We start from the raw sequence: 18,304 nt of genomic DNA, 5'->3' as shown, positions 1-18,304 counted from the left end.
ACAGCTTCACTCGGACGAAAGGCACCCGACGATGGGCGCTGTACAGCTGACGCTCGGCGGGATCGCGGTCCTGCTCGGCGTCGTCGCCTGGGGAATGTTCTTCGCGACCATCGCCCGCTTCGTGCGGGTGATCCGCCTCGGTCAGCCGGACTCGACCCGCAACGGCCCGTTCATCCCGCGCATGAAGACCCTGATCAAGGAATTCGCCGCGCACACCCGGATGAACAAGGTCAAAAGCGTCGGCCCGGCGCACTGGCTGGTCATGTGGGGCTTCCTGATCGGGTCACTCGCCCTGTTCGAGGCGTACGGCGAGGTCTTCGTCCCGACCTGGGGCTGGCCCATCCTCGACGACTGGTCGGTGTTCCAGCTGCTCATGGAGCTGCTCGGCGTCGGCACCATCGTCGGCATCCTGGTGCTGATCTGGGTCCGCCAGAAGAACCACCCACGTCGCGCCGACCGGCAGTCCCGCTTCCAGGGTTCCAACTTCAAGTGGGCGTACTTCATCGAGGCCGTCGTGCTCATCGAGGGCGTCGGCATCATCGGCGTCCGCGCCGCGAAGTCCGCGCTGAACGTCCACGAAACCCCGGTCTGGGCCGCATTCGTCTCGCACCCGCTCGGTGAGCTGCTGCCCGCCAGCCCGGACCTGGTCTCGGTGTTCGCGTTCGTCAAGCTGATGAGCGCCACGATCTGGCTGATCGTCATCGCGCGCACGATGACCATGGGCATCGCCTGGCACCGGTTCAGCGCCTTCTTCAACATCTACTTCAAGCGCGAGGCCGACGGTGGCGTCGCGCTCGGCGCGCTCAAGCCGATGATGAGCAAGGGCAAGGTGCTCGACCTCGAAGAGGCGGACCCGGACGAGGACACCTTCGGCGTCGGCAAGATCGAGGACTTCAGCTGGAAGGGCTGGCTGGACTTCTCCACCTGCACCGAATGCGGCCGCTGCCAGTCGCAGTGCCCGGCGTGGAACACCGGCAAGCCGCTTTCGCCGAAGCTGCTCATCACGCAGCTTCGCGACCACGCCTACGCGAAGGCGCCGTACCTGCTCGCGGGCGGCAAGCGCGACATGGCGGGCGACGAGGTCGGCCTGGCCGGCAGGGGTGACACAGCGGCGCAAGGCGCCTCCGTTGAGGGTGGTGGCGGGGCGGGGTCCGGGATGTACGCGGGTATCGACGTCCTCGCGATCGCGGAGTCGCAGAAGGCGCTCATCGGCGACGACGGCGGCGTCATCGACCCCGAGGTGCTGTGGTCCTGCACCTCCTGCGGCGCGTGCGTCGAGCAGTGCCCGGTGGACATCGAGCACGTCGACCACATCGTCGACATGCGCCGCTACCAGGTGATGATCGAGTCCGCGTTCCCCAGCGAGCTCAACGGAATGTTCAAGAACCTGGAGAACAAGGGCAACCCGTGGGGCCAGAACGCCAAGGACCGGCTCGCCTGGACCGAGGACCTGGACTTCGAGGTGCCGGTGTTCGACGGCGACCTCGGAGACACCGAGTACCTCTTCTGGGTCGGCTGCGCCGGCGCGTTCGAGGACCGCGCGAAGAAGACCACGCGGGCCGTCGCGGAGCTGCTGCACATCGCGGGCGTCAAATACACCGTGCTCGGCTCGGAGGAGTCCTGCACCGGTGACCCGGCCCGCCGCGCGGGCAACGAGTTCCTGTTCCAGATGCTGGCGCAGCAGAACGTCGAGATCCTGAACTCGGTGTTCGAAGGCCGCGAACGCAAGGCGCGCAAGGTGGTCGTCACCTGTGCCCACTGCTTCAACACCCTGGCGAACGAGTACCCGGAGCTGGGCGGCCAGTTCGACGTCGTGCACCACACGCAGCTGCTCAACCGCCTGGTGCGGGAGAAGCACCTGACCCCGGTGGCGCCGGTCGCCGAGGACGTCACCTACCACGACCCGTGCTACCTGGGCCGTCACAACAAGGTCTACGACGCTCCCCGTGAGCTCGTCGGCGCTTCGGGCGCGCAGCTGCGCGAGATGCCGCGGCACGGCGACCGTTCGATGTGCTGTGGTGCCGGTGGCGCGCGGATGTGGATGGAAGAGAAGATCGGCAAGCGGATCAACGTCGAGCGCGTCGACGAAGCGCTCGGCACCGCCCCGTCGAAGATCGCGACCGGTTGCCCGTTCTGCCGCGTGATGCTCACCGACGGCGTCACCGCGCGCCAGAGCGACGGGCAGGCGAGCGAGAAGGTCGAGGTCGTCGACGTCGCCCAGCTGTTGCTGACCGCCGTCAAGCGGAAGCCGGAAGCGCAACTGGTCCCGGCGGGAGCGCCGTCTTTGGACGCCGTCTCGGATGCCGAACTCGACGGAAAGGCCGATGTGCCCACCGACGAAACGGCCACCGGAACACCGCTGCCCGAGGAAGACAAGTAGAACATCACAACCGTAGGGAACATTCTCTCGCACATAATGCGAGAGAATGTTCCCTACGGTTTTATGCGGTCCAGACCATTCCGTCCCGTTACCCGTTCGGCGGTACACGGCAGCGATAAGCTGGCGTTTCCTCGTTGCCGTCGTCATCGGCGAGGTTTCTTTCGGCAACGCGGCATCAGGTCCGGAAAATGGGGGGCGAGGAAATCGATGGGAAACCGGCACGAACTCCGCTCGGTCAAGGAGCACCGCCTCGCGATGCCGGGGGCACCGAACCGCTTGCCCGCCCGCATCCCCTCGTCCGCGTCACTCGCCGGGACGCCCCAGGAAGCGACCATTCCCAGCATCCCGGCCGCCCGGCGGCCACCGTGGCAGGAACGCCGTCGCACGCGCGTCCGCCCGTACGTCCGCACGGGCGGACGCACACAGTCCAAGCGGAACTTCGCGATCGAAGCGATGATTTCCGTCCGGAACGACGCGCCGTGGACCGCGCCGGGGTTCAGCGTCGAATTCCATTCAGTGAGATCACTGTGCCGCCGTCCGACTTCCGTCGCCGAAGTGGCCGCGTCACTAAGCGTTCCACTCGGCGTTGCAAAGGTCCTTTTGGGTGATATGGCCGAACTCGGTTTGGTCACCGTTCATGAAACGCAGGCCGAATTCGACGGTCATCCGGCACTCGCCTTGATGGAACGCGTCCTGCAGGGTTTGCGTCGCCTGTGAGATCGGCGCATTCGCACTACGCTACGCGGGGTGAGTGAAGAATCCGGTGACGAAAGCACCCTGACCGTGGCGCTGGCGGGTGGGGTCAACCTCGCCATCGCCGTGCTGAAACTGATCGCCGGGATCATCACCGGCTCCGGCGCGATGCTGTCGGAAGCCGCGCACTCGGTGGCCGACACGATCACCGAAGTCCTCCTGCTGACCGCGCTGAAACGTTCGGACCGCCCCGCCGATCGCGTCCACCCCTTCGGCTACGGCAAGGAGCGCTACTTCTGGTCGCTGCTCGCGGCGGTGTCGATCTTCGCCTCCGGCGCGATGTTCGCGCTCTACGAAGGCTTCTCGACGGTCTTCGGCGAAGCGACCGAGCAAACCGATCCGATCGTCGGCTACATCGTCCTCGCGATCGCGTTCGCCCTCGAATCCGTCTCGTGGTTCCAGGCCGTGCGGCAGGTGCGCCGTGATGCCGCCGACTCGGGCCAGAAGGTCTCGGTCTATCTGCGGATGATCGACGACCCGGCCCCGAAGACCGTCCTGTTCGAGGACTCCGCCGCACTGATCGGCCTGCTGCTCGCGTTCGCCGGGATCGGGCTGCACCAGCTCACCGGCTCGCACGTCTGGGACGGCGCGGCGTCGATCGCGATCGGGGTGCTGCTGGCGCTGGTCGCCTACATGCTCGGGCGCACCAATCGGGGCCTGCTGATCGGCAGGCAGGCGGATCCCAGGCTGGTGCGCGGGGTGCGGGACCACCTGGTGAACGCGCCGGAGATCGAGGCCGTCGTCGACCTTCAGACCATGCTGATGGGCACCGATCAGGTACTCGTCTGCGCCCGCGTCGACTTCGACGATTCACTCGGCGCGGCGGACGTCGAACGCGCCTGTGTCCGGATGGCGACCGAGCTGACGCGGGCCTTCGGCGACGTCACCGAGGTGTTCATCGAACCGGTCCCGCGCACGGACGCCGAGCTGCGCGCGGCCGTGCTGGCCCGCTACGGCGACATCGCCGAACGGTGGGACAAGGGTCAGTAGCCGAAGTTCTGCGTCCAGTACATGCCCTTGGTGTTGACGCCGATGCCGATCTTCTTCAGCTTGCAGTTGAGGATGTTCGCGCGGTGGCCTTCGGAGTTCATCCAGGCGTCCATGACCTTGGCGGCGTTCGACTGGCCCTTGGCGATGTTCTCGGCGCCGGGCTTGTCGTAGCCGGCGGCCCGGATGCGCTGGTCGAACGTGACGCCTTCCGGTGTCGTGTGCGAGAAGTAGTTCCGGGCGGACATGTCGTCGCTGTGGCCCTGCGCGGCGGCGGCGAGATGCGACTCGTTGCTCACCGGCGAACAGCCCGCGTCGGCGCGCTCGGCGTTGACGAGATCGATGACCTGCCCGGCGAGCGAGCTGTCCTGCGAGCGGGGCGGCTCCTGAGCCTTGCTCGGAGTGGGTTTGGGGGCCTCGGACGTCTGAGCGGGCGGCTCGGCCGGTGCGGAGGACGAGCTGGGCGGGGCGGAGGAAGACGTGGGGGCCGCCGAAGACGACGTCGGAGCGGGCGCGCCGGGCGCGGGCCCCTCCGGCGCCGGGGCGGACGTCTGGCCGAAGTAGGCGGGAGGCTTCGCGAGGGCGTCGCCCGGTCTGCCCTTCGTGTCGGGGACACTCAACGACAGGTTACTCAGCGCAGTGCCCTGGAACCGATCGGTCACCATCAGGTAGCTCGCACTGGCGATCACCCCGCCCAGCAGGACGCTGAGCGTGACCAGAAGTAACCGGCTTCGTGTTCTATTGGGGGACACGGGGCCGAAAACTATCACGAACTGGTTACGGCAATACCCCCGAAAGTAGTAATACCGGTCATCGGTCGGCGATGCGCCCCGTGGAGTCGTGCGTGATCGCCGTGGCGTCCGCGAGAAACCGGATCACCGTCTCCAGTTCGGCGTCCGTGTAGTTCTCGCAGGCCCCGCGGACCGACTTCACCAGGTGATCCCACAGCGGCGCGGCGGAGGCCATCGAGGACGCCGTCACGCTGGCGCGATGCCTGCGTGACGTGCCCTCGATCCCCAAGGCGCTCGCCGCCTACGAAGGACTGCGACGTGAGCGAGTCGAGGCCGTCGTCGAGCGCGGCAAGCGCAACGGCGACGCGACGGCGGCCGGGTCCCGTCGGACAGGTGATCCGAACGCCTTCATGTGGCGGCACCGGATCGACTGGGAAGCGCCTGTGGGCTAGCGCTACCTCCAGGTGTCGACGCGGTGGAAGTTCTTGTACGCGCGGCTCGGGGTCGGTCCCCGCTGCCCCTGGTAGCGCGAACCGGCCTCGCTCGAGCCGTACGGGAACTCCGCCGCGCTGGACAGGCGGAAGATGCAGAGCTGGCCGATCTTCATCCCCGGCCAGAGCGTGATCGGCAGGTTCGCCACGTTCGACAGTTCGAGGGTGATGTGGCCGGAGAAGCCGGGGTCGATGAAGCCCGCGGTGGAGTGCGTCAGCAGGCCGAGGCGGCCGAGGGAGGACTTGCCCTCCAGACGGCCGGCGAGGTCGTCGGCGAGCGTGACGGTCTCGTACGTCGAACCCAGCACGAACTCGCCGGGGTGGAGGACGAAGGGGTCTTCGCCCTCCTTCTCGACCAGCGAGGTCAGCTCGTCCTGCTGGAGCTGCGGGTCGATATGCGTGTACTTGCTGTTGTCGAACACGCGGAAGAAGCGGTCGAGTCGCACGTCGATGCTCGACGGCTGGACCATCGTCGGGTCGAACGGGTCGACGCCGAGACGGCCTGCGTCGAGCTCTTTACGGAGGTCACGGTCGCTGAGGAGCACGCGGTCAGCGTAGTCAAGCGGCCTTCATGTGCCTGCCGTAGGTCGGGTCGAGCCCGAACACCTTGGTGACCTGCCGGAGGTAGTGCCGCCGGCCGGCGGCCCCGATCAGCTCCTGGAGCGCCGTCGCGCCGGGCACCACCCTCCGGACCGTCTCGGCGGCGAAGTTGACACCCGCCACCGCGACCACGGCGGCCTGGGCGATCGGGTCGTCGGGCAGTTCCAGGAAGTCGGCATTGGTCTTGCCCAGCAGGAGCCTGCTGATCGCCCCGTGGCCCGCGACCGACACGTGCGAGAGGACCTTGCCCACCGCGCCCCGGCCCTCGCCGATCGCGGCGTGGGATTTCATGAGCGCCGCGGCGAGCCGTTTGGAATCGTCGTCGGGGATGAACTCGGTGGTGGCGAGCAGCCACAGCAGACGCCAGGCGTCGTCCTCGCCGGCGGGCAGGAGTTCCTCGTCGACGCCCATCAGCCAGCCGACGTAACGCCAAAGGTGCAGGATGTCGGCGCGCTCGCGGGCGCTGTAGCGAAGCCCGAGCAGTTGCGTGCCGAAGACGTAGACGAGGGAGAAGAGCAGAAGCGTGCCCGCGGTCTGGACCTGATTGACCGGCCTGTCCCAAGCGGCGTAATCCCAGTCCTTGCGGCGGTTCATGGCCGCGCGTACGTGCGCGTGCACGATCCGCACCCGCAACGCGGACTCGTATCCGCGCCCACCGGGCACCAGCGCGCCCGGTGTCGTCACGTGGATCCACCACGTCGCCGTCTCGACGAGGCGTCGCGCCGCCTTGTACTCGATCTCGCCGGTGCCGACGAGCGCCTTCGTGGCGCGCGACGCGAGATAGCCGCCCATCAGCGAGACGTCGCCGAGCGGGAAGAGGCCGAGCAACCCGGCGCGCGTGATCGCCCGCGCTCCGCGGTCGAGGCGATCCGGGTCGACCCAGTACGGCGTCGCTTCGACATCGCGGAAGAAGGCTTCGAGCTCCTCCGGCGGCCTCTCGACGCTGTCGATGCCTTGCCGCAGCGCCTGTTCGAACTTGGATTGGCTGCCCTTTCGCAGCAACGGCACCAGCACGTCGGCCGCCGGGTCCTCCCGCTGCGCGAACTGCCGCAGCCGGGCCACCTGACGCTCGTCGCCCCTGATGTCGCCCTCGATGAACAGCCTCGACGCGACCCGGAACCCGCCTTGACGGAACAGTTCGGGGTCAGGCAGCCGCTCGCCCATCCGGATCACCTCCGAGGTAGACAACAAGTGTTGTCACTTTCGGTGGCGACGTCAAGGTGGGCGGGGTCTTGGCAAGGGGAGATCCGGACCATGTATGCTGGCCGAGCACTGCGGATGTAGTTCAATGGTAGAACATCAGCTTCCCAAGCTGAATACGCGGGTTCGATTCCCGTCATCCGCTCTCACGCGAAAGCCCCAGGTCAGTGGATGTCCACTGTGGACCTGGGGCTTTCGCTTTGTCCGGCCGATCTTCCGGCTGGGCCATTAACGTGCCATTAGCCGACCGGCACCGGTTGGCCGTCCTGCTGGTAGAGCCCCATCTTCGCCACGACCTCCGTCCACATCTCGCCGGATCGCCGCCGGAACGATCAGAACCGCCGGACCGGTTTTTTGATTTCCCAGCGTTGTTACGGTGCTGTACATGGAGATCCGGGAATTCGGCGACGCCGACTGGGCGCAGGTCTGGCCGATCGTGCGCGAAGTCGTGCGCGCGGCGGACACGTACACCTACGACCAGAACCTCACCGAGGACGACGCGCGGAAATCATGGATCGAGAAGCCGCCGGGCCGGACGGTGGTCGCGGTCGAGGACGGCCGCGTGCTCGGCACGGCCAAGATGGGCCCGAACCGCGGTGGGCCCGGGTCGCATGTGGCGACGGCCAGTTTCATGGTGGACAAGGACGTCCGCGGCAAGGGGGTCGGCGGTGCGCTGTGCGCGAACGCCCTGGAATGGGCCAGGGAACAGGGTTTCGCGGGCATGCAGTTCAACGCGGTCGCCGAGTCGAATGTGGCCGGGATCCGGATCTACGAACGGCTCGGGTTCGAGATCGTCGGCACGGTGCCGGGCGCGTTCGAGCACCCGACGCTGGGGCGCATCGGGCTGCACGTCATGTACTGCGACTTCGGCTGAGGCCGAGGCCGAGGGTCAGCCTTCGACGAGTTCCCAAGGGGCGTCGGCGCTCGGCCGGTCGTACACCTGGCCGGGCGCGGCGCTCAGCACCAGGGCGACGTCCGGGTACAGCGTGACGGCGTGCTCCATCTCGAGGGCTTCGACTTCGAAGTCCTCGTTCTCCGGCACCTGGAAGCCGACGAACAGCCAGCTGCCGTCGGCCTCGCGGACGACCTGGCGCACGGCGCGGGCCGGAGCGGCGGGGTCGGTGGGGATCTCGGCGAGTTCGGTGCTCACCTGGACTTCTTCCAGCGGCGAGCCCGGATGCGTCCACGCGGCGAGGCGGGCGGCGCGCACCAGGAGGTCTTCCTCGTCGTCGTCCGAGTCGGCGACCGAACTCAGCAGCCACGTGCGCCGTTCCGGATCCCAGTCGGCGGCCATGCCGGTGGGGAGGCCGGCGAGCGCGGTGAGTTCGGGGATGAGCTCCACCGCGTCCCGCAGGGGCAGCGCGCCGAACGCGTCGCGGTTGAGATCCATGTCCTCGGAGAACTCGTTGCCGTCACTGATGAACCAGTCCCCGTCGTCGTCCAGCACGACGAAGGCGAGATTCGACGGGTCTTCCACCAGCGACCGGGAGATGATGACCGGCGACTCGGGATCCTGACTCAGCGGCCAGTTTTCGCTCGACATGCTGGGCTCCCAACGGGGTTGTCCGGCTGTGGGGCACCATCCCACCATCTCCGGCCTTCCCGTCGCGCACCGGACCGGCTCAAGCTCATTCGCTGAGGTCGTACTCGTCGACGTCGAGCGCGGCCGCGGCTTCGGCGAGGAACGCGATCACGGCGGGCGAGAGATGCCAGCCGAATTCCTCGCCGCCGTCTCGGTGATGGAAGTAGCGCATCACTTGCAGGACCGCGCTCGCTCCTTCGTCCACCAGCTTCCGGATTCCCGGGCGGACCGGGGCGAGCCTGCCGATCACGCTCTCTATCTGGTCGTCGACCGGTTCCGAACCGCGATGCGTCACCTTCCAGGCGTGCATCCGCGGCAACCGGTGTTCGGCCGACCGCGAACCCAGTACCAGGACCTCGTCGGGCTCCATGCCGAGCCGCGCGGTGATTTCCCCGGCGGACATGGTTTCGCTCTTCAAGGCGAAGTAGCAGTACTGGTGGACCTTCATACGCCCGGCACCCTAGCTTTCGGGCAGGCTGACCAGGTGAAACGTGATCAATCGCTTATCGAACGTCTCGCGCGGGAACGCAACGCCTGGTTGTGCACGCTCCGCGCGGACGGATCGCCGCACGTCACGCCGGTGTGGTTCGTGTATCTCGACGGCGTCTTCTGGATCGGCAGCGGCGAGCGGAACGTGAAGGTGCGCAACATCGGCAACGATCCACGCGTCAGCCTCGCACTGGAAGACGGCGACGCCCCCGCTGTCGCCGAAGGCGTGGCGCGCGTCCATCGCGGGATCCTGCGCGAAGACGTTCTCGCGGCGCTGGCGGCGAAGTACGACGGCTGGGCGGCAGACGAGGAGATCGAACCGTTCGGCGCCAGGGTGCTGTTGGAAGTCCCCGTTAAGCGGTGGCTGCTCGAGGGGGTCGCCCAATAGCCTGGTAAGTCCGATACCGATCTTGGGATGGACGATGCTGACCGGTGAACTGATCCGCTTGCGCCCGCTGGAACCCGAGGACGCGGACACGCTGTGGCGCTGGCACAACGACCCGGAGGTCACGCGCTGGCTGACCGCGGACCATCCGGAATCCCTCGCACAGATCCGCGAGCGCTTCGCCAATCGGAAGCCCAACAGCTTCAGCCAGGTGAACTTCGCGATCGAGAGCCTCGCCGTCGGCACGTTGATCGGCACCTGCACCCTGCGCGACGCCACTCCGGAACAGGGCCGCGCGGAACTCGACATCTATCTCGGCGAGAAGGACCACTGGGGCGGCGGCTACGGCACCGACGCCATGCGCACGCTCTGCCGCTACGGCTTCGACATGATGCGGCTGCACATGATCGCGCTGTGGGTCGTGGTCGACAACGAGGCAGCGATCCACATCTACAAGAAGATCGGATTCCAGGTGGACGGCAGGCATCGGCAGTCGTTCCGCGGCCAGAACGGCGAGTGGCACGACGAGTACCTGATGAGCCTGCTCGAAGGGGAACTCCGCTAGGTGTACTGACCTTTCGTGAGCCTGGCGGGTGCCTTCATCCGCCAGGCCTCCTCGATGAGCTCGCGCAACTGCGCCTTCTCGACCTTCTCCAGGTCGACGAGGATCGCGCCGTAGCCGTCGTAATGCGGCGTGGTGAAGTACGCGGGGTCTCCGCAGGCCAGCAGGGCCTCCTTCTCCGCGTGCTCGCACAGCAGCATCAGCCCGCCCTCGGCCTCGGTGCGCAGCCGGGCGAAGTTCTTGCCCGCGACCTTGAGCGACGGCGTGCGGTACGACGTGGACTCCTCGACCTCCGGCAGCCTGCCCGCCAGGTCCACGACTTCTTCCCAGGTCGTCATGGCGGACATTGTGCCCTGGGTCACTGACAAAACCACTCCTCAGACGTCAGGAAAGGGTCGTTCAGGACGAAAAACGTCTTGAACGACCCTTTCCTGGCACTCGCGGGAGCTACGGCAGGACGGTGATCCGGTCCGCGGCGGGCGGAGCGATGCCCGGGTGCGCCCCGAAGTACGCGATCAGCGCGTCCAGGTCCACCGGACCGCCCGACAGGTCGGTCCCCTTGGTGAACTCGGTGAAACCGTCCCCGCCGGCGGCGAGGAAGTTGTTCACCGAAACACGGTACGACGCCGCCGGGTCGATCGGCGTGCCGTTGAGCGTCAGATTCGAGACGCGCGCACCCTGCGCCGCCGACGCCGAGTACGAGTACTTCAGTGACTTCGAGATCTGCAGGATCCGTACGACCCCGTTCGCCTGCCACTGCTGTTCGAGCACGTTCTTCAGATCCGCCCCGGTGAGCGTGATCGTCTGCATGATGTTCGCGAACGGCTGCACGGCGAACGCCTCGCCGTAGGTCACGACACCGTCGCCTTCGCCTGCGGGCGAGGACGCGTAGGTGAACTCCGTGCGGATGCCGCCCGGGTTCGTCATGGCGATCTGCGCGCCGTTCGACTGCGTGGCCTCGAGCTGGGCGTCGGCGATGACGTCGCCCAGCGGGGACTCACCGGAGGCCGCACCCTTGGGGGCCAGGTCGGCGGTGATGGTGCCGACGGCCTTGTTCGCGATCGGCGCGGCCTTGGTCTTTGCCTCGTCGATCAGATCCTGCACGTCGCGGTCCGGCGTGACGTCGCGGGTGACGATCTGGTTGTGCGCCTTGGTCTCGCCACGGACGACGTCGAGTGTCCGGCGGTCGATCTTCAGATCGACGACCGACAGCAGACGACCGAACGACGCACCCTGGATCACCGGACGCGGCCGGCCGTCGGGGTCGTTGATCACGCAGTTGTACTGCTGGTGGCTGTGCCCGGTGAAGATGGCGTCCACTTTGGACGTCACCTTCTGTGCGATGGCGGTCGCCGCGCCCGGCTTGACCTTGCATTCGTCCGGACCGGCGGTCTCGGAGTTGTCGCCCTGGTGCAGCAGCACGACCTGCGCCTTGACGCCGAACAGGTCGAGCACCTTGGCGGTGCGGTCGATCGCCTGGACCTCTTCGCCGAACTTCAGGCCCTTGATCGCCTCCGGGGTGACGACCTGCGGCAGGTCCTTCAGCGTCGCGCCGATGACACCGATCGGGACGCCGCCGGAGAACTCGATGCTGAACGGCAGCAACGCCGGGAGGCCGTTCTCGTAGTACACATTGGACCCGAGGAAGGGGAAGTTCGCGCCCTTGAAGGATTCGCGGAACTGACAGCCGTCGGCCGAATGGCAGCCGCCGTTCTGGATCCGGCGGAGTTCCTTGAGGCCTTCGTCGAATTCGTGGTTGCCCACCACGGAAGCCTCGACACCGAGCTGGTTCAGCAGTTCGACGGTCGGCTCGTCGTGGAACAGCGCCGAGATCACCGGCGACGCGCCGATGCTGTCACCGGCTGACAAGACGACCGAGTTGCGCACTTCGCCGCGGAGCTTCTTCAGATGCGTCGCGAGGTAGGCGGCGCCGCCCGCGTCGACCGTCGAGCCATTCGGCAGTGTCACGCGGCCGCTCGAACCGGACGGCGGTTCGAGGTTGCCGTGCAGGTCGTTGAACGTGATCAGCCGGACGTCGGTGGTCGCCGACGCGGCGGACGCGGGCGCGGCGACGGCGGCCAGCGCGGTCAGCGCGGCACCGGCCACCACGGCCAGCCGGGTAGAGAGCTTCATTCTTCCTCCGATTCGCGCCCGAACGTCCCCATCGGGTGCACGACGGAGGAGTCTGCCTTGCGGATTTGACCTTCACCAGAGGAAAAGCAGGGCGATAGGCAAACGTCACACCGCGCGTGAGCTGCCCTCCAGCAGTACCCGCGCGACCAGTTCGGGCGCGTCGTTCATCGGCACGTGCCCGCATCCGCGCAGGACCAGCAGCTCGGCCTCCGGCGCGATCCGGCGCGGCTCGGCGGCCTTCGGACGGGCGGGGATGCGATCGCGTTCCGCCCACGCGATGGTCACGGGGACGTCCCTTTAACTGCTACCGGCGGTTACAGGTAAATAGAGACGTTCACGCCGACGGGTGACATCGTTCGGCATCGGTTCCAGTTCCCCCGTCGCGATGAACCCCAGCCGCAGGTACAGCCGCCGCGCCCGGTCGTTGTCCTCCGCGACGTGCAGCCAGACCTCGCGCGCGCCGTCGTCTTCGGCGGCCGAGCGCACCTCACCCATCAGCTTGGCGCCCAGTCCTCGGCGACGGGCTTCGGGCGCGACCCACATCGAGTAGAGGATCCAGTCGTCCTCACGTGCCCGCCCGGCGACGAGACCCACCGGACGGTCTTCGTCGAAGGCGGCGAACCAGACGTCCCCGGCCAGCTTCGCGAGCCACTCCTCGTCGGACTGCGCGCGTTCGGCCGCGGCGATCGAGCCGTAGTTCTCGGGGGTGTCGGTCAGGGCACGCAGGCGGATCTCACGGAAGACGTCGAGGTCCGCGGGGATGAGCCGTCGAACGAGCAACATCCGGGCAGAATCTCACGTCCACCGGCGGAACGGGAACGAATGTCGCCGATCGGTCAAGATCGAGGTCGGCCACTTGGCCGATCCGGCCCCGTCCGCCGCGGCCCTTCGACCGAAGTGGCGGGACCCAGCCGATCCATAACGTCATGGTCATGACGAACGCACAGGTCACCGCCCTGCAGTACGGCTTGATCGGTTTCTTCGCCCTCTGGGCGACGGTGCTGATCCCGCAGCTGATCGTCCTGCACGCGCGGCACGGCCGGGTGCGTCTTCGCCCCGTCCTGACCATGGCCGCCGTGCTGCTCTACGGCACCATGACGCTGGCGGTGACCTTCCTGCCGCTGCCCGGCCCTGGCGTCAAACGGCTGAGCCAGACCGTGCAGTTGCACCCGTTCCAGTGGGTCGCCGACATCCACACCGAACTGCTCAAGCACGGACTGCCCATGGCCGGCTGGTTCACCACCCAGACCTTCCAGCAGGCCACCATGAACGTGCTGCTGTTCGTCCCGCTCGGCTTCTTCGCGAGGACGCTCTGGAAGCGCGGCCTCATCGGCACTACGCTGATCGGCCTCGCCGCCTCGCTGCTGATCGAGATCACGCAGCTGACCGCGAACTTCGGCACCGCGCCCTACGTCTACCGGATCTTCGACGTCGACGACCTGCTCAACAACACCGGTGGCGCGATGCTCGGCTGGATCGCCGGGGCGCTGCTGCTCAGCCTCGTGCGGAAGCCCGTTCCCTCGACGGCCCAGGTCCGGCCCGAGGTACTCCTCACCGCCGAGGGCTCATTGACGCAGCCGCTGCGCGGCGAGCGGGTCGACCTCACCCAGGTCCGCTAGCCTCGCCTGCCGTCGCTGGGCCGCGCGCCGTGCGGCCCGCCGGTCTTCCACGATCACCAGCACGGTGGCCACCACGAAGATCAACGCGACCAGGCCGAGGATGAGCGAGAGCTGCAAAACGCCTCCTCGAATACGACCTTGTGTGCGAGATCACAAACAGTACGCAGTTCGTGGTGACTTGACCACCCCTTGAGACGAAAGTGGGTGTCGCAGGTCACGCGAGGTTCGCCGAGAACCACGTCCGGTCGTCGGTACACCAGCGTTCGAAATCAGGCCGGCCCTGGTCAGGGCGGCGTTCAGCGCCTCCGCCGGCGTGCCGGAAACTGGTCCGGTGAGGACGAAACCGACCAAGGAAGAGCTGGCCGCCGCCTACGGCAGAACCATCGACGACGTCATCGCGCCGGATCTGGACGTGCTGTTCTGCGGGATCAACCCCGGTCTTTACTCCGGCGCCCTCGGCCTGCACTTCGCCCGGCCGGGAAACCGGTTCTGGCCCGCGCTGTACCGCGGCGGGTTCACCCCGCGCCTGCTCGCCCCCAGTGAGCAGGACGAGCTGCTCGGTCTCGGCCTCGGCATCACCAACGTCGTCGCGCGGACGACGGCGCGGGCCGACGAGCTGACGCCGGACGAATTCCGCGAAGGCGGACGCCTCCTCACGGCGAGGGTCGCCGAATTCCGGCCACGCTGGCTCGCCGTGGTCGGGATCACGGCCTTCCGGGTCGCGTTCGGCCTGCCGAAGGCGAAGGTCGGCCCGCAGGACGGCGAGATCGGCGGGGCACGGGTCTGGGTGCTGCCCAATCCGAGCGGGCTGAACGCGCATTGGACGCCCGCGGCGCTCGGGGACGAGTTCGGGCGCCTTCGCGCCGAAGTCCACTCTGAGTAGCTAACGCTTCAACATCTCCCGTCGGCGCGCTCATTCGAGCAAGAGATCCACAACCGCCAGATACGCAGAGTTTGCTGCGACGACGCGATACATCTATGAGGGGGATACCGCGTCACGTCCGCCGACCTACCGACTCGTAATAGTTACGAGGTGTCATCTCTGTCCGGTCCCGCAGGGGGGACCGGTTGACGAAGGTGACCACGCCGGGGGGCCGTGGTCACCGAATGGACTTCACGTCCTCTCGTCCGGAGATGACGGGCAGGAAAACGGAGGGGTCCGTGATGCGAGGCATCGAGCCGAACCGAACGCAGGCCGGAAGGCCTGGCGGACTGTCGCCAGGCAGCAGAGGCCTCGGCGTGGCCGCCGTCGATCCGATCCCGATCTTCTGCGAGGGACTGAGCTCACTGATCCACCGCACTCCGGGCCTGCAGTGGCTCGGGCACGCGACGAGTCATCACGCCGCGCTCCAGCTGTGCGAACAGCTCAAACCGGACGTCATCGTGCTGGATTCGGCACTCGACCCGAACTGCCACCTGTCCCGGCTGCTCAGCAGCGGCGATCCGGCACTGGTGATCATCACGATGATCAGGGACACCAACCGCACCCAGCAGTACCTCGCCGCGGCCATCGCGGCGGGCGTGCACGCGATCGTGCCGCGGGCGACCGACGGACGGCACCTGACCGAGGCGATCCGGCGCGCGCACAGTGATCGCCGCTACATCGATCCGACGCTGGCGGCGCTGACCGCGCGGCCGAAACGCCAGCCCGTGCTCCCGAAGCCGGGCGACGCCCCCAAACCGGCGACCGCGCGCGGTCTGATGCCGCTGTCCCGCCGCGAGTACCAGGTCCTGCAGCTGGTGGCCGAGGGACTGGAGAACTCCGGGATCGCGAAGATCCTGTTCCTGTCCGTGGAAACCGTGCGGACCCACGTCAAGAGCATCCTGCGCAAACTTTCGGCCCGTGACCGGACGCACGCGGTGACGATCGCGTTCCGGTCCGGCATCCTGGTCACGAGCCCCGACGACGCGCACAGCCCGGCCGAGACGCCCGCGGCCACCTCGATCGCGCCGTCACCCCGCTGAGATCCCCCGTACGAGACCCCCCGTATTGCTGATTTACACATCACAACAGTGGCCATTCACTTGCCGTCGGTTACCCACAGGTAATATCCTGATGTTACCGGCGAGTAGGGACGTGTGCCCGGCCGGGGAGCCGAACACATTGGAGTGACGAAATGGGCCACTACAAGAGCAACGTCCGAGACCTGGAGTTCAACCTCTTCGAGGTCCTCGGCGTGCAGGACCGCCTCGGCAAGGGCGTCCTCGCGGAATCCGACGAGGAGACCGCCCGCGGCGTGCTGACCGAGCTGAACAAGCTCGCTTCCGGTCCCCTCGCCGACTCGTACGCCGACGCGGACCGCAACCCGCCGGTGTACGACCCGAAGACCTTCTCGGTGAAGATCCCCGAGTCGTTCAAGAAGAGCTACCAGGCGCTGATGGACGGCGAATGGTGGCGACTGGGCCTCCCGAACGAGCTGGGCGGCTTCGGCCTCCCCCCGACCGTGCAGTGGGCCGCGGCCGAGCTGATCCTCGGCGCCAACGCACCGCTGTTCATGTACATGGCGGGCCCGAACTTCGCCGGCATCGTCGACAAGAACGGCACCGACGAGCAGAAGCGCTGGGCGCAGATCATGATCGACCGCGGCTGGGGCGCCACGATGGTGCTCACCGAGCCCGACGCCGGTTCCGACGTCGGCGCCGGCCGCGCCAAGGCCGTCAAGCAGGAGGACGGCTCCTGGCACATCGACGGTGTGAAGCGGTTCATCACCTCGGCCGAGAACGACATGGTCGAGAACATCATGCACCTGGTGCTGGCCCGCCCCGAGGGCCCCGGCATCGAGACCAAGCCCGGCACCAAGGGCCTTTCGCTGTTCCTCGTGCCGAAGTTCCACTTCGACGGCGAGACCGGTGAGCTGGGCGAGCGCAACGGCGCCTTCGTAACCAACGTTGAGCACAAGATGGGTATCAAGGCCTCCACCACCTGCGAGCTGACCTTCGGCCAGCACGGCACCCCCGCCAAGGGCTGGCTGCTCGGCGAGGTGCACGACGGCATCGCGCAGATGTTCCAGGTCATCGAGTACGCCCGCATGATGGTCGGCACGAAGGCGATCGCGACGCTGTCGACCGGCTACCTCAACGCGCTCGAGTACGCCAAGGAGCGTGTCCAGGGCGCCGACCTGCCGAACATGCTGAACAAGGCGGCGCCGCGCGTCACGATCACCCACCACCCGGACGTCCGCCGCTCGCTGATGCTGCAGAAGGCGTACGCCGAGGGCCTGCGCGCGGTGTACCTCTACACGGCCACCTTCCAGGACCAGGTGTGGACCGGCGAGGGCGACGAGGCTTCGCGGAAGGTCGCGCACGGCGTCAACGACCTCCTGCTGCCGATCGTCAAGGGGGTCGGCTCCGAGCGCGCGACCGAGCAGCTCGTGCAGTCGCTCCAGACCCTCGGCGGGTCGGGCTTCCTGCAGGACTACCCGATCGAGCAGTACATCCGTGACGCGAAGATCGACTCGCTGTACGAAGGCACCACGGCCATCCAGTCGCTGGACTTCTTCTTCCGCAAGATCGTCCGCGACAAGGGCGCTTCGCTGGCCTACGTCGCCGGGGAGATCACGAAGACCATCGAGTCCGAGATCGGCAACGGGCGGCTCAAGAACGAGCGAGTCCTGCTCAAGCAAGCGCTCGAGGACACCCAGGGCATGCTCGGCTCGCTGATCGGCTACCTGACCTCGTCGCAGGAAGACCCGCAGAACATCAACAAGGTCGGCCAGCACACGGTCCGCCTGCTGATGTCGGTCGGCGACCTGCTCATCGGCTGGCAGCTCATCAAGCACGCCGAGGTCGCCATCGGCAAGCTCGACGCGGGCGCGTCGGCGAAGGACACCCCGTTCTACGAGGGCAAGCTCGCCGTGGCGTCGTTCTTCGCGAAGAACGTGCTGCCGGAGCTGACGTCGCGCCGCGCGATCGTCGAGGCCGCGGACAACAGCCTCATGGAAATCCCCGAAGCCGCGTTCTAAACGGTTTCGTGACGAAAAGCCCTCTCCCTCACGGAGAGGGCTTTTCTGGTTTCGAGGGCGTTTTCCGGGGGCATCTCCGTGCTGAGTCCGCCCGCGGGGCGGAGACCTCGGCAAAGGAGTCTCAATGACAGTCACCGGCATCATCACGGCGATCGTGGTCGGTTTGATCCTCGGGGTGCTCGGCAGGTTCTTCGCACCCGGCAAGCAGTCCATCCCGATCTGGCTGACCATCGTCGTCGGCATCATCGCCGCCTTCGTCGGCACGGCGATCGCCCGTGGGCTCGGCTACGCGGACACGAAGGGCTTCGACTGGCTCGAACTCATCACCCAGATCGTCCTCGCCGGTATCGGGGTCACCCTCGCCGCGAACCTCTACGGACGCCGGGGTGTCACCCGGTAAGGGGTCTTGAGGCGCGATGAGCCGGTTTCG

At 67.3% G+C, this 18,304-nt stretch carries 22 protein-coding genes, 1 tRNA gene and 1 pseudogene; 13 read left to right on the top strand and 11 right to left on the bottom strand.

The genetic code is table 11. The annotated features are described in order from the left end of the window. The first annotated feature begins 31 nt into the window (after positions 1–31). The 3 genes from H074_RS22870 to H074_RS22860 all read left to right on the top strand — a co-directional run bounded on the left by H074_RS22870 (position 32) and on the right by H074_RS22860 (position 4,123). On the top strand, positions 32–2,380 hold the full coding sequence (locus tag H074_RS22870; RefSeq protein ID WP_007032437.1) for a (Fe-S)-binding protein: 2,349 nt from the start codon (positions 32–34) through the stop codon (positions 2,378–2,380). 207 nt (positions 2,381–2,587) lie between these two features. After that, complete coding sequence (locus H074_RS22865) at positions 2,588–3,097, top strand: DUF742 domain-containing protein (protein ID WP_007032436.1); 510 nt, start codon at positions 2,588–2,590, stop codon at positions 3,095–3,097. A 30-nt stretch (positions 3,098–3,127) separates the two neighbouring features. Continuing rightward, positions 3,128–4,123, top strand: coding sequence for a cation diffusion facilitator family transporter (locus tag H074_RS22860; protein WP_007032435.1), 996 nt, complete (start codon positions 3,128–3,130; stop codon positions 4,121–4,123). Here H074_RS22860 and H074_RS22855 read toward each other — a convergent pair. Both H074_RS22855 and H074_RS22850 read right to left on the bottom strand, forming a co-directional pair. Beyond that, positions 4,117–4,809 (bottom strand): CAP domain-containing protein, encoded by a 693-nt coding sequence (locus H074_RS22855; protein WP_007032434.1) that lies wholly within the window; start codon positions 4,807–4,809, stop codon positions 4,117–4,119. The two genes, H074_RS22860 and H074_RS22855, sit on opposite strands and share 7 nt — an antisense overlap. 121 nt (positions 4,810–4,930) lie before the next feature. Next, complete coding sequence (locus tag H074_RS22850) at positions 4,931–5,101, bottom strand: hypothetical protein (protein WP_007032433.1); 171 nt, start codon at positions 5,099–5,101, stop codon at positions 4,931–4,933. Between H074_RS22850 and H074_RS22845 the strand changes: the two are divergent. Beyond that, positions 5,070–5,303, top strand: a pseudogene (locus tag H074_RS22845) (FAD-dependent monooxygenase); the annotation flags it as partial. The gene H074_RS22850 and the pseudogene H074_RS22845 sit on opposite strands and share 32 nt — an antisense overlap. A 2-nt stretch (positions 5,304–5,305) precedes the next feature. Here H074_RS22845 and dcd read toward each other — a convergent pair. Together dcd and H074_RS22835 are read right to left on the bottom strand one after the other, a co-directional pair. Continuing rightward, positions 5,306–5,887, bottom strand: a complete 582-nt coding sequence (gene dcd / locus H074_RS22840) for a dCTP deaminase (protein WP_007032431.1) — start codon at positions 5,885–5,887, stop codon at positions 5,306–5,308. Between the two features lie 13 nt (positions 5,888–5,900). Beyond that, positions 5,901–7,106 (bottom strand): oxygenase MpaB family protein, encoded by a 1,206-nt coding sequence (locus H074_RS22835; RefSeq protein ID WP_007032430.1) that lies wholly within the window; start codon positions 7,104–7,106, stop codon positions 5,901–5,903. Positions 7,107–7,216: 110 nt separating this feature from the next. Between H074_RS22835 and H074_RS22830 the strand changes: the two genes are divergently transcribed. Beyond that, positions 7,217–7,287: transfer RNA gene (locus H074_RS22830), tRNA-Gly, on the top strand. Positions 7,288–7,527: 240 nt separating this feature from the next. Further along, positions 7,528–8,016, top strand: a complete 489-nt coding sequence (locus H074_RS22825; RefSeq protein ID WP_007032429.1) for a GNAT family N-acetyltransferase — start codon at positions 7,528–7,530, stop codon at positions 8,014–8,016. Between the two features lie 15 nt (positions 8,017–8,031). On the opposite strand, the gene H074_RS22820 is transcribed toward H074_RS22825, so the two are convergent. Together H074_RS22820 and H074_RS22815 are read right to left on the bottom strand one after the other, a co-directional pair. Beyond that, complete coding sequence (locus H074_RS22820; protein ID WP_007032428.1) at positions 8,032–8,685, bottom strand: hypothetical protein; 654 nt, start codon at positions 8,683–8,685, stop codon at positions 8,032–8,034. A gap of 85 nt (positions 8,686–8,770) precedes the next feature. Next, the gene (locus H074_RS22815) at positions 8,771–9,172 is read right to left on the bottom strand and encodes a DUF4279 domain-containing protein (protein WP_007032427.1); all 402 of its coding nucleotides are present in this window, start codon (positions 9,170–9,172) and stop codon (positions 8,771–8,773) included. 36 nt (positions 9,173–9,208) lie between these two features. Here H074_RS22815 and H074_RS22810 point away from each other — a divergent pair, with 36 nt between their 5' ends. Together H074_RS22810 and H074_RS22805 are read left to right on the top strand one after the other, a co-directional pair. Further along, positions 9,209–9,601: a pyridoxamine 5'-phosphate oxidase family protein gene (locus H074_RS22810; protein WP_007032426.1), complete on the top strand. Its 393-nt coding sequence runs from the start codon at positions 9,209–9,211 to the stop codon at positions 9,599–9,601. Between the two features lie 34 nt (positions 9,602–9,635). After that, positions 9,636–10,163, top strand: a complete 528-nt coding sequence (locus H074_RS22805; protein ID WP_007032425.1) for a GNAT family N-acetyltransferase — start codon at positions 9,636–9,638, stop codon at positions 10,161–10,163. Here H074_RS22805 and H074_RS22800 read toward each other — a convergent pair. The 4 genes from H074_RS22800 to H074_RS22785 all read right to left on the bottom strand — a co-directional run bounded on the left by H074_RS22800 (position 10,160) and on the right by H074_RS22785 (position 13,076). Continuing rightward, entirely contained in the window at positions 10,160–10,498 is a 339-nt protein-coding gene (locus H074_RS22800; protein WP_007032424.1) for an MmcQ/YjbR family DNA-binding protein, read from the bottom strand. The genes H074_RS22805 and H074_RS22800 overlap by 4 nt on opposite strands. A 109-nt stretch (positions 10,499–10,607) precedes the next feature. Continuing rightward, on the bottom strand, positions 10,608–12,293 hold the full coding sequence (locus H074_RS22795) for a bifunctional metallophosphatase/5'-nucleotidase (protein ID WP_007032423.1): 1,686 nt from the start codon (positions 12,291–12,293) through the stop codon (positions 10,608–10,610). Between the two features lie 105 nt (positions 12,294–12,398). Then, complete coding sequence (locus H074_RS22790; protein ID WP_007032422.1) at positions 12,399–12,578, bottom strand: alpha/beta fold hydrolase; 180 nt, start codon at positions 12,576–12,578, stop codon at positions 12,399–12,401. A gap of 12 nt (positions 12,579–12,590) precedes the next feature. Next, positions 12,591–13,076 (bottom strand): GNAT family N-acetyltransferase, encoded by a 486-nt coding sequence (locus H074_RS22785; protein WP_007032421.1) that lies wholly within the window; start codon positions 13,074–13,076, stop codon positions 12,591–12,593. Between the two features lie 149 nt (positions 13,077–13,225). Between H074_RS22785 and H074_RS22780 the strand changes: the two genes are divergently transcribed. Further along, positions 13,226–13,912 carry a VanZ family protein gene (locus H074_RS22780; RefSeq protein WP_039923213.1) on the top strand — a complete coding sequence of 229 codons (687 nt, stop codon included), beginning with the start codon at positions 13,226–13,228 and terminating at the stop codon, positions 13,910–13,912. Here the strand turns inward: H074_RS22780 and H074_RS41085 are convergent. Further along, positions 13,859–14,029 carry a hypothetical protein gene (locus tag H074_RS41085; RefSeq protein ID WP_167333180.1) on the bottom strand — a complete coding sequence of 57 codons (171 nt, stop codon included), beginning with the start codon at positions 14,027–14,029 and terminating at the stop codon, positions 13,859–13,861. The genes H074_RS22780 and H074_RS41085 overlap by 54 nt on opposite strands. 214 nt (positions 14,030–14,243) lie before the next feature. Between H074_RS41085 and mug the strand changes: the two genes are divergently transcribed. The 4 genes from mug to H074_RS22760 all read left to right on the top strand — a co-directional run bounded on the left by mug (position 14,244) and on the right by H074_RS22760 (position 18,274). Next, the gene (gene mug / locus H074_RS22775) at positions 14,244–14,795 is read left to right on the top strand and encodes a G/U mismatch-specific DNA glycosylase (RefSeq protein WP_007032419.1); all 552 of its coding nucleotides are present in this window, start codon (positions 14,244–14,246) and stop codon (positions 14,793–14,795) included. Positions 14,796–15,076: 281 nt separating this feature from the next. Next, positions 15,077–15,877 (top strand): response regulator transcription factor, encoded by an 801-nt coding sequence (locus H074_RS22770; RefSeq protein WP_039923157.1) that lies wholly within the window; start codon positions 15,077–15,079, stop codon positions 15,875–15,877. A gap of 152 nt (positions 15,878–16,029) precedes the next feature. Continuing rightward, on the top strand, positions 16,030–17,874 hold the full coding sequence (locus H074_RS22765) for an acyl-CoA dehydrogenase (RefSeq protein ID WP_007032417.1): 1,845 nt from the start codon (positions 16,030–16,032) through the stop codon (positions 17,872–17,874). Between the two features lie 124 nt (positions 17,875–17,998). Then, positions 17,999–18,274 (top strand): GlsB/YeaQ/YmgE family stress response membrane protein, encoded by a 276-nt coding sequence (locus H074_RS22760; RefSeq protein ID WP_007032416.1) that lies wholly within the window; start codon positions 17,999–18,001, stop codon positions 18,272–18,274. Positions 18,275–18,304 lie beyond the last annotated feature (30 nt).

This window comes from Amycolatopsis decaplanina DSM 44594, from assembly GCF_000342005.1.
In the GTDB taxonomy this organism is placed as follows: domain Bacteria; phylum Actinomycetota; class Actinomycetes; order Mycobacteriales; family Pseudonocardiaceae; genus Amycolatopsis; species Amycolatopsis decaplanina.
This window is presented reverse-complemented; position numbering and strand designations above follow the sequence as displayed.

Coding starts and splice junctions, on each gene's coding strand:
- H074_RS22780 (WP_039923213.1), top strand. CDS start 13,226: ATGACGAACGCACAGGTCACCGCCCTGCAGTACGGCTTGATCGGTTTC.
- H074_RS22815 (WP_007032427.1), bottom strand. CDS start 9,172: ATGAAGGTCCACCAGTACTGCTACTTCGCCTTGAAGAGCGAAACCATG.
- H074_RS22770 (WP_039923157.1), top strand. CDS start 15,077: ATGCGAGGCATCGAGCCGAACCGAACGCAGGCCGGAAGGCCTGGCGGA.
- H074_RS22805 (WP_007032425.1), top strand. CDS start 9,636: ATGCTGACCGGTGAACTGATCCGCTTGCGCCCGCTGGAACCCGAGGAC.
- H074_RS22870 (WP_007032437.1), top strand. CDS start 32: ATGGGCGCTGTACAGCTGACGCTCGGCGGGATCGCGGTCCTGCTCGGC.
- H074_RS22765 (WP_007032417.1), top strand. CDS start 16,030: ATGGGCCACTACAAGAGCAACGTCCGAGACCTGGAGTTCAACCTCTTC.
- H074_RS22820 (WP_007032428.1), bottom strand. CDS start 8,685: ATGTCGAGCGAAAACTGGCCGCTGAGTCAGGATCCCGAGTCGCCGGTC.
- H074_RS22835 (WP_007032430.1), bottom strand. CDS start 7,106: ATGGGCGAGCGGCTGCCTGACCCCGAACTGTTCCGTCAAGGCGGGTTC.
- H074_RS22785 (WP_007032421.1), bottom strand. CDS start 13,076: ATGTTGCTCGTTCGACGGCTCATCCCCGCGGACCTCGACGTCTTCCGT.
- H074_RS22795 (WP_007032423.1), bottom strand. CDS start 12,293: ATGAAGCTCTCTACCCGGCTGGCCGTGGTGGCCGGTGCCGCGCTGACC.
- H074_RS22800 (WP_007032424.1), bottom strand. CDS start 10,498: ATGACGACCTGGGAAGAAGTCGTGGACCTGGCGGGCAGGCTGCCGGAG.
- H074_RS22865 (WP_007032436.1), top strand. CDS start 2,588: ATGGGAAACCGGCACGAACTCCGCTCGGTCAAGGAGCACCGCCTCGCG.
- H074_RS22760 (WP_007032416.1), top strand. CDS start 17,999: ATGACAGTCACCGGCATCATCACGGCGATCGTGGTCGGTTTGATCCTC.
- H074_RS22825 (WP_007032429.1), top strand. CDS start 7,528: ATGGAGATCCGGGAATTCGGCGACGCCGACTGGGCGCAGGTCTGGCCG.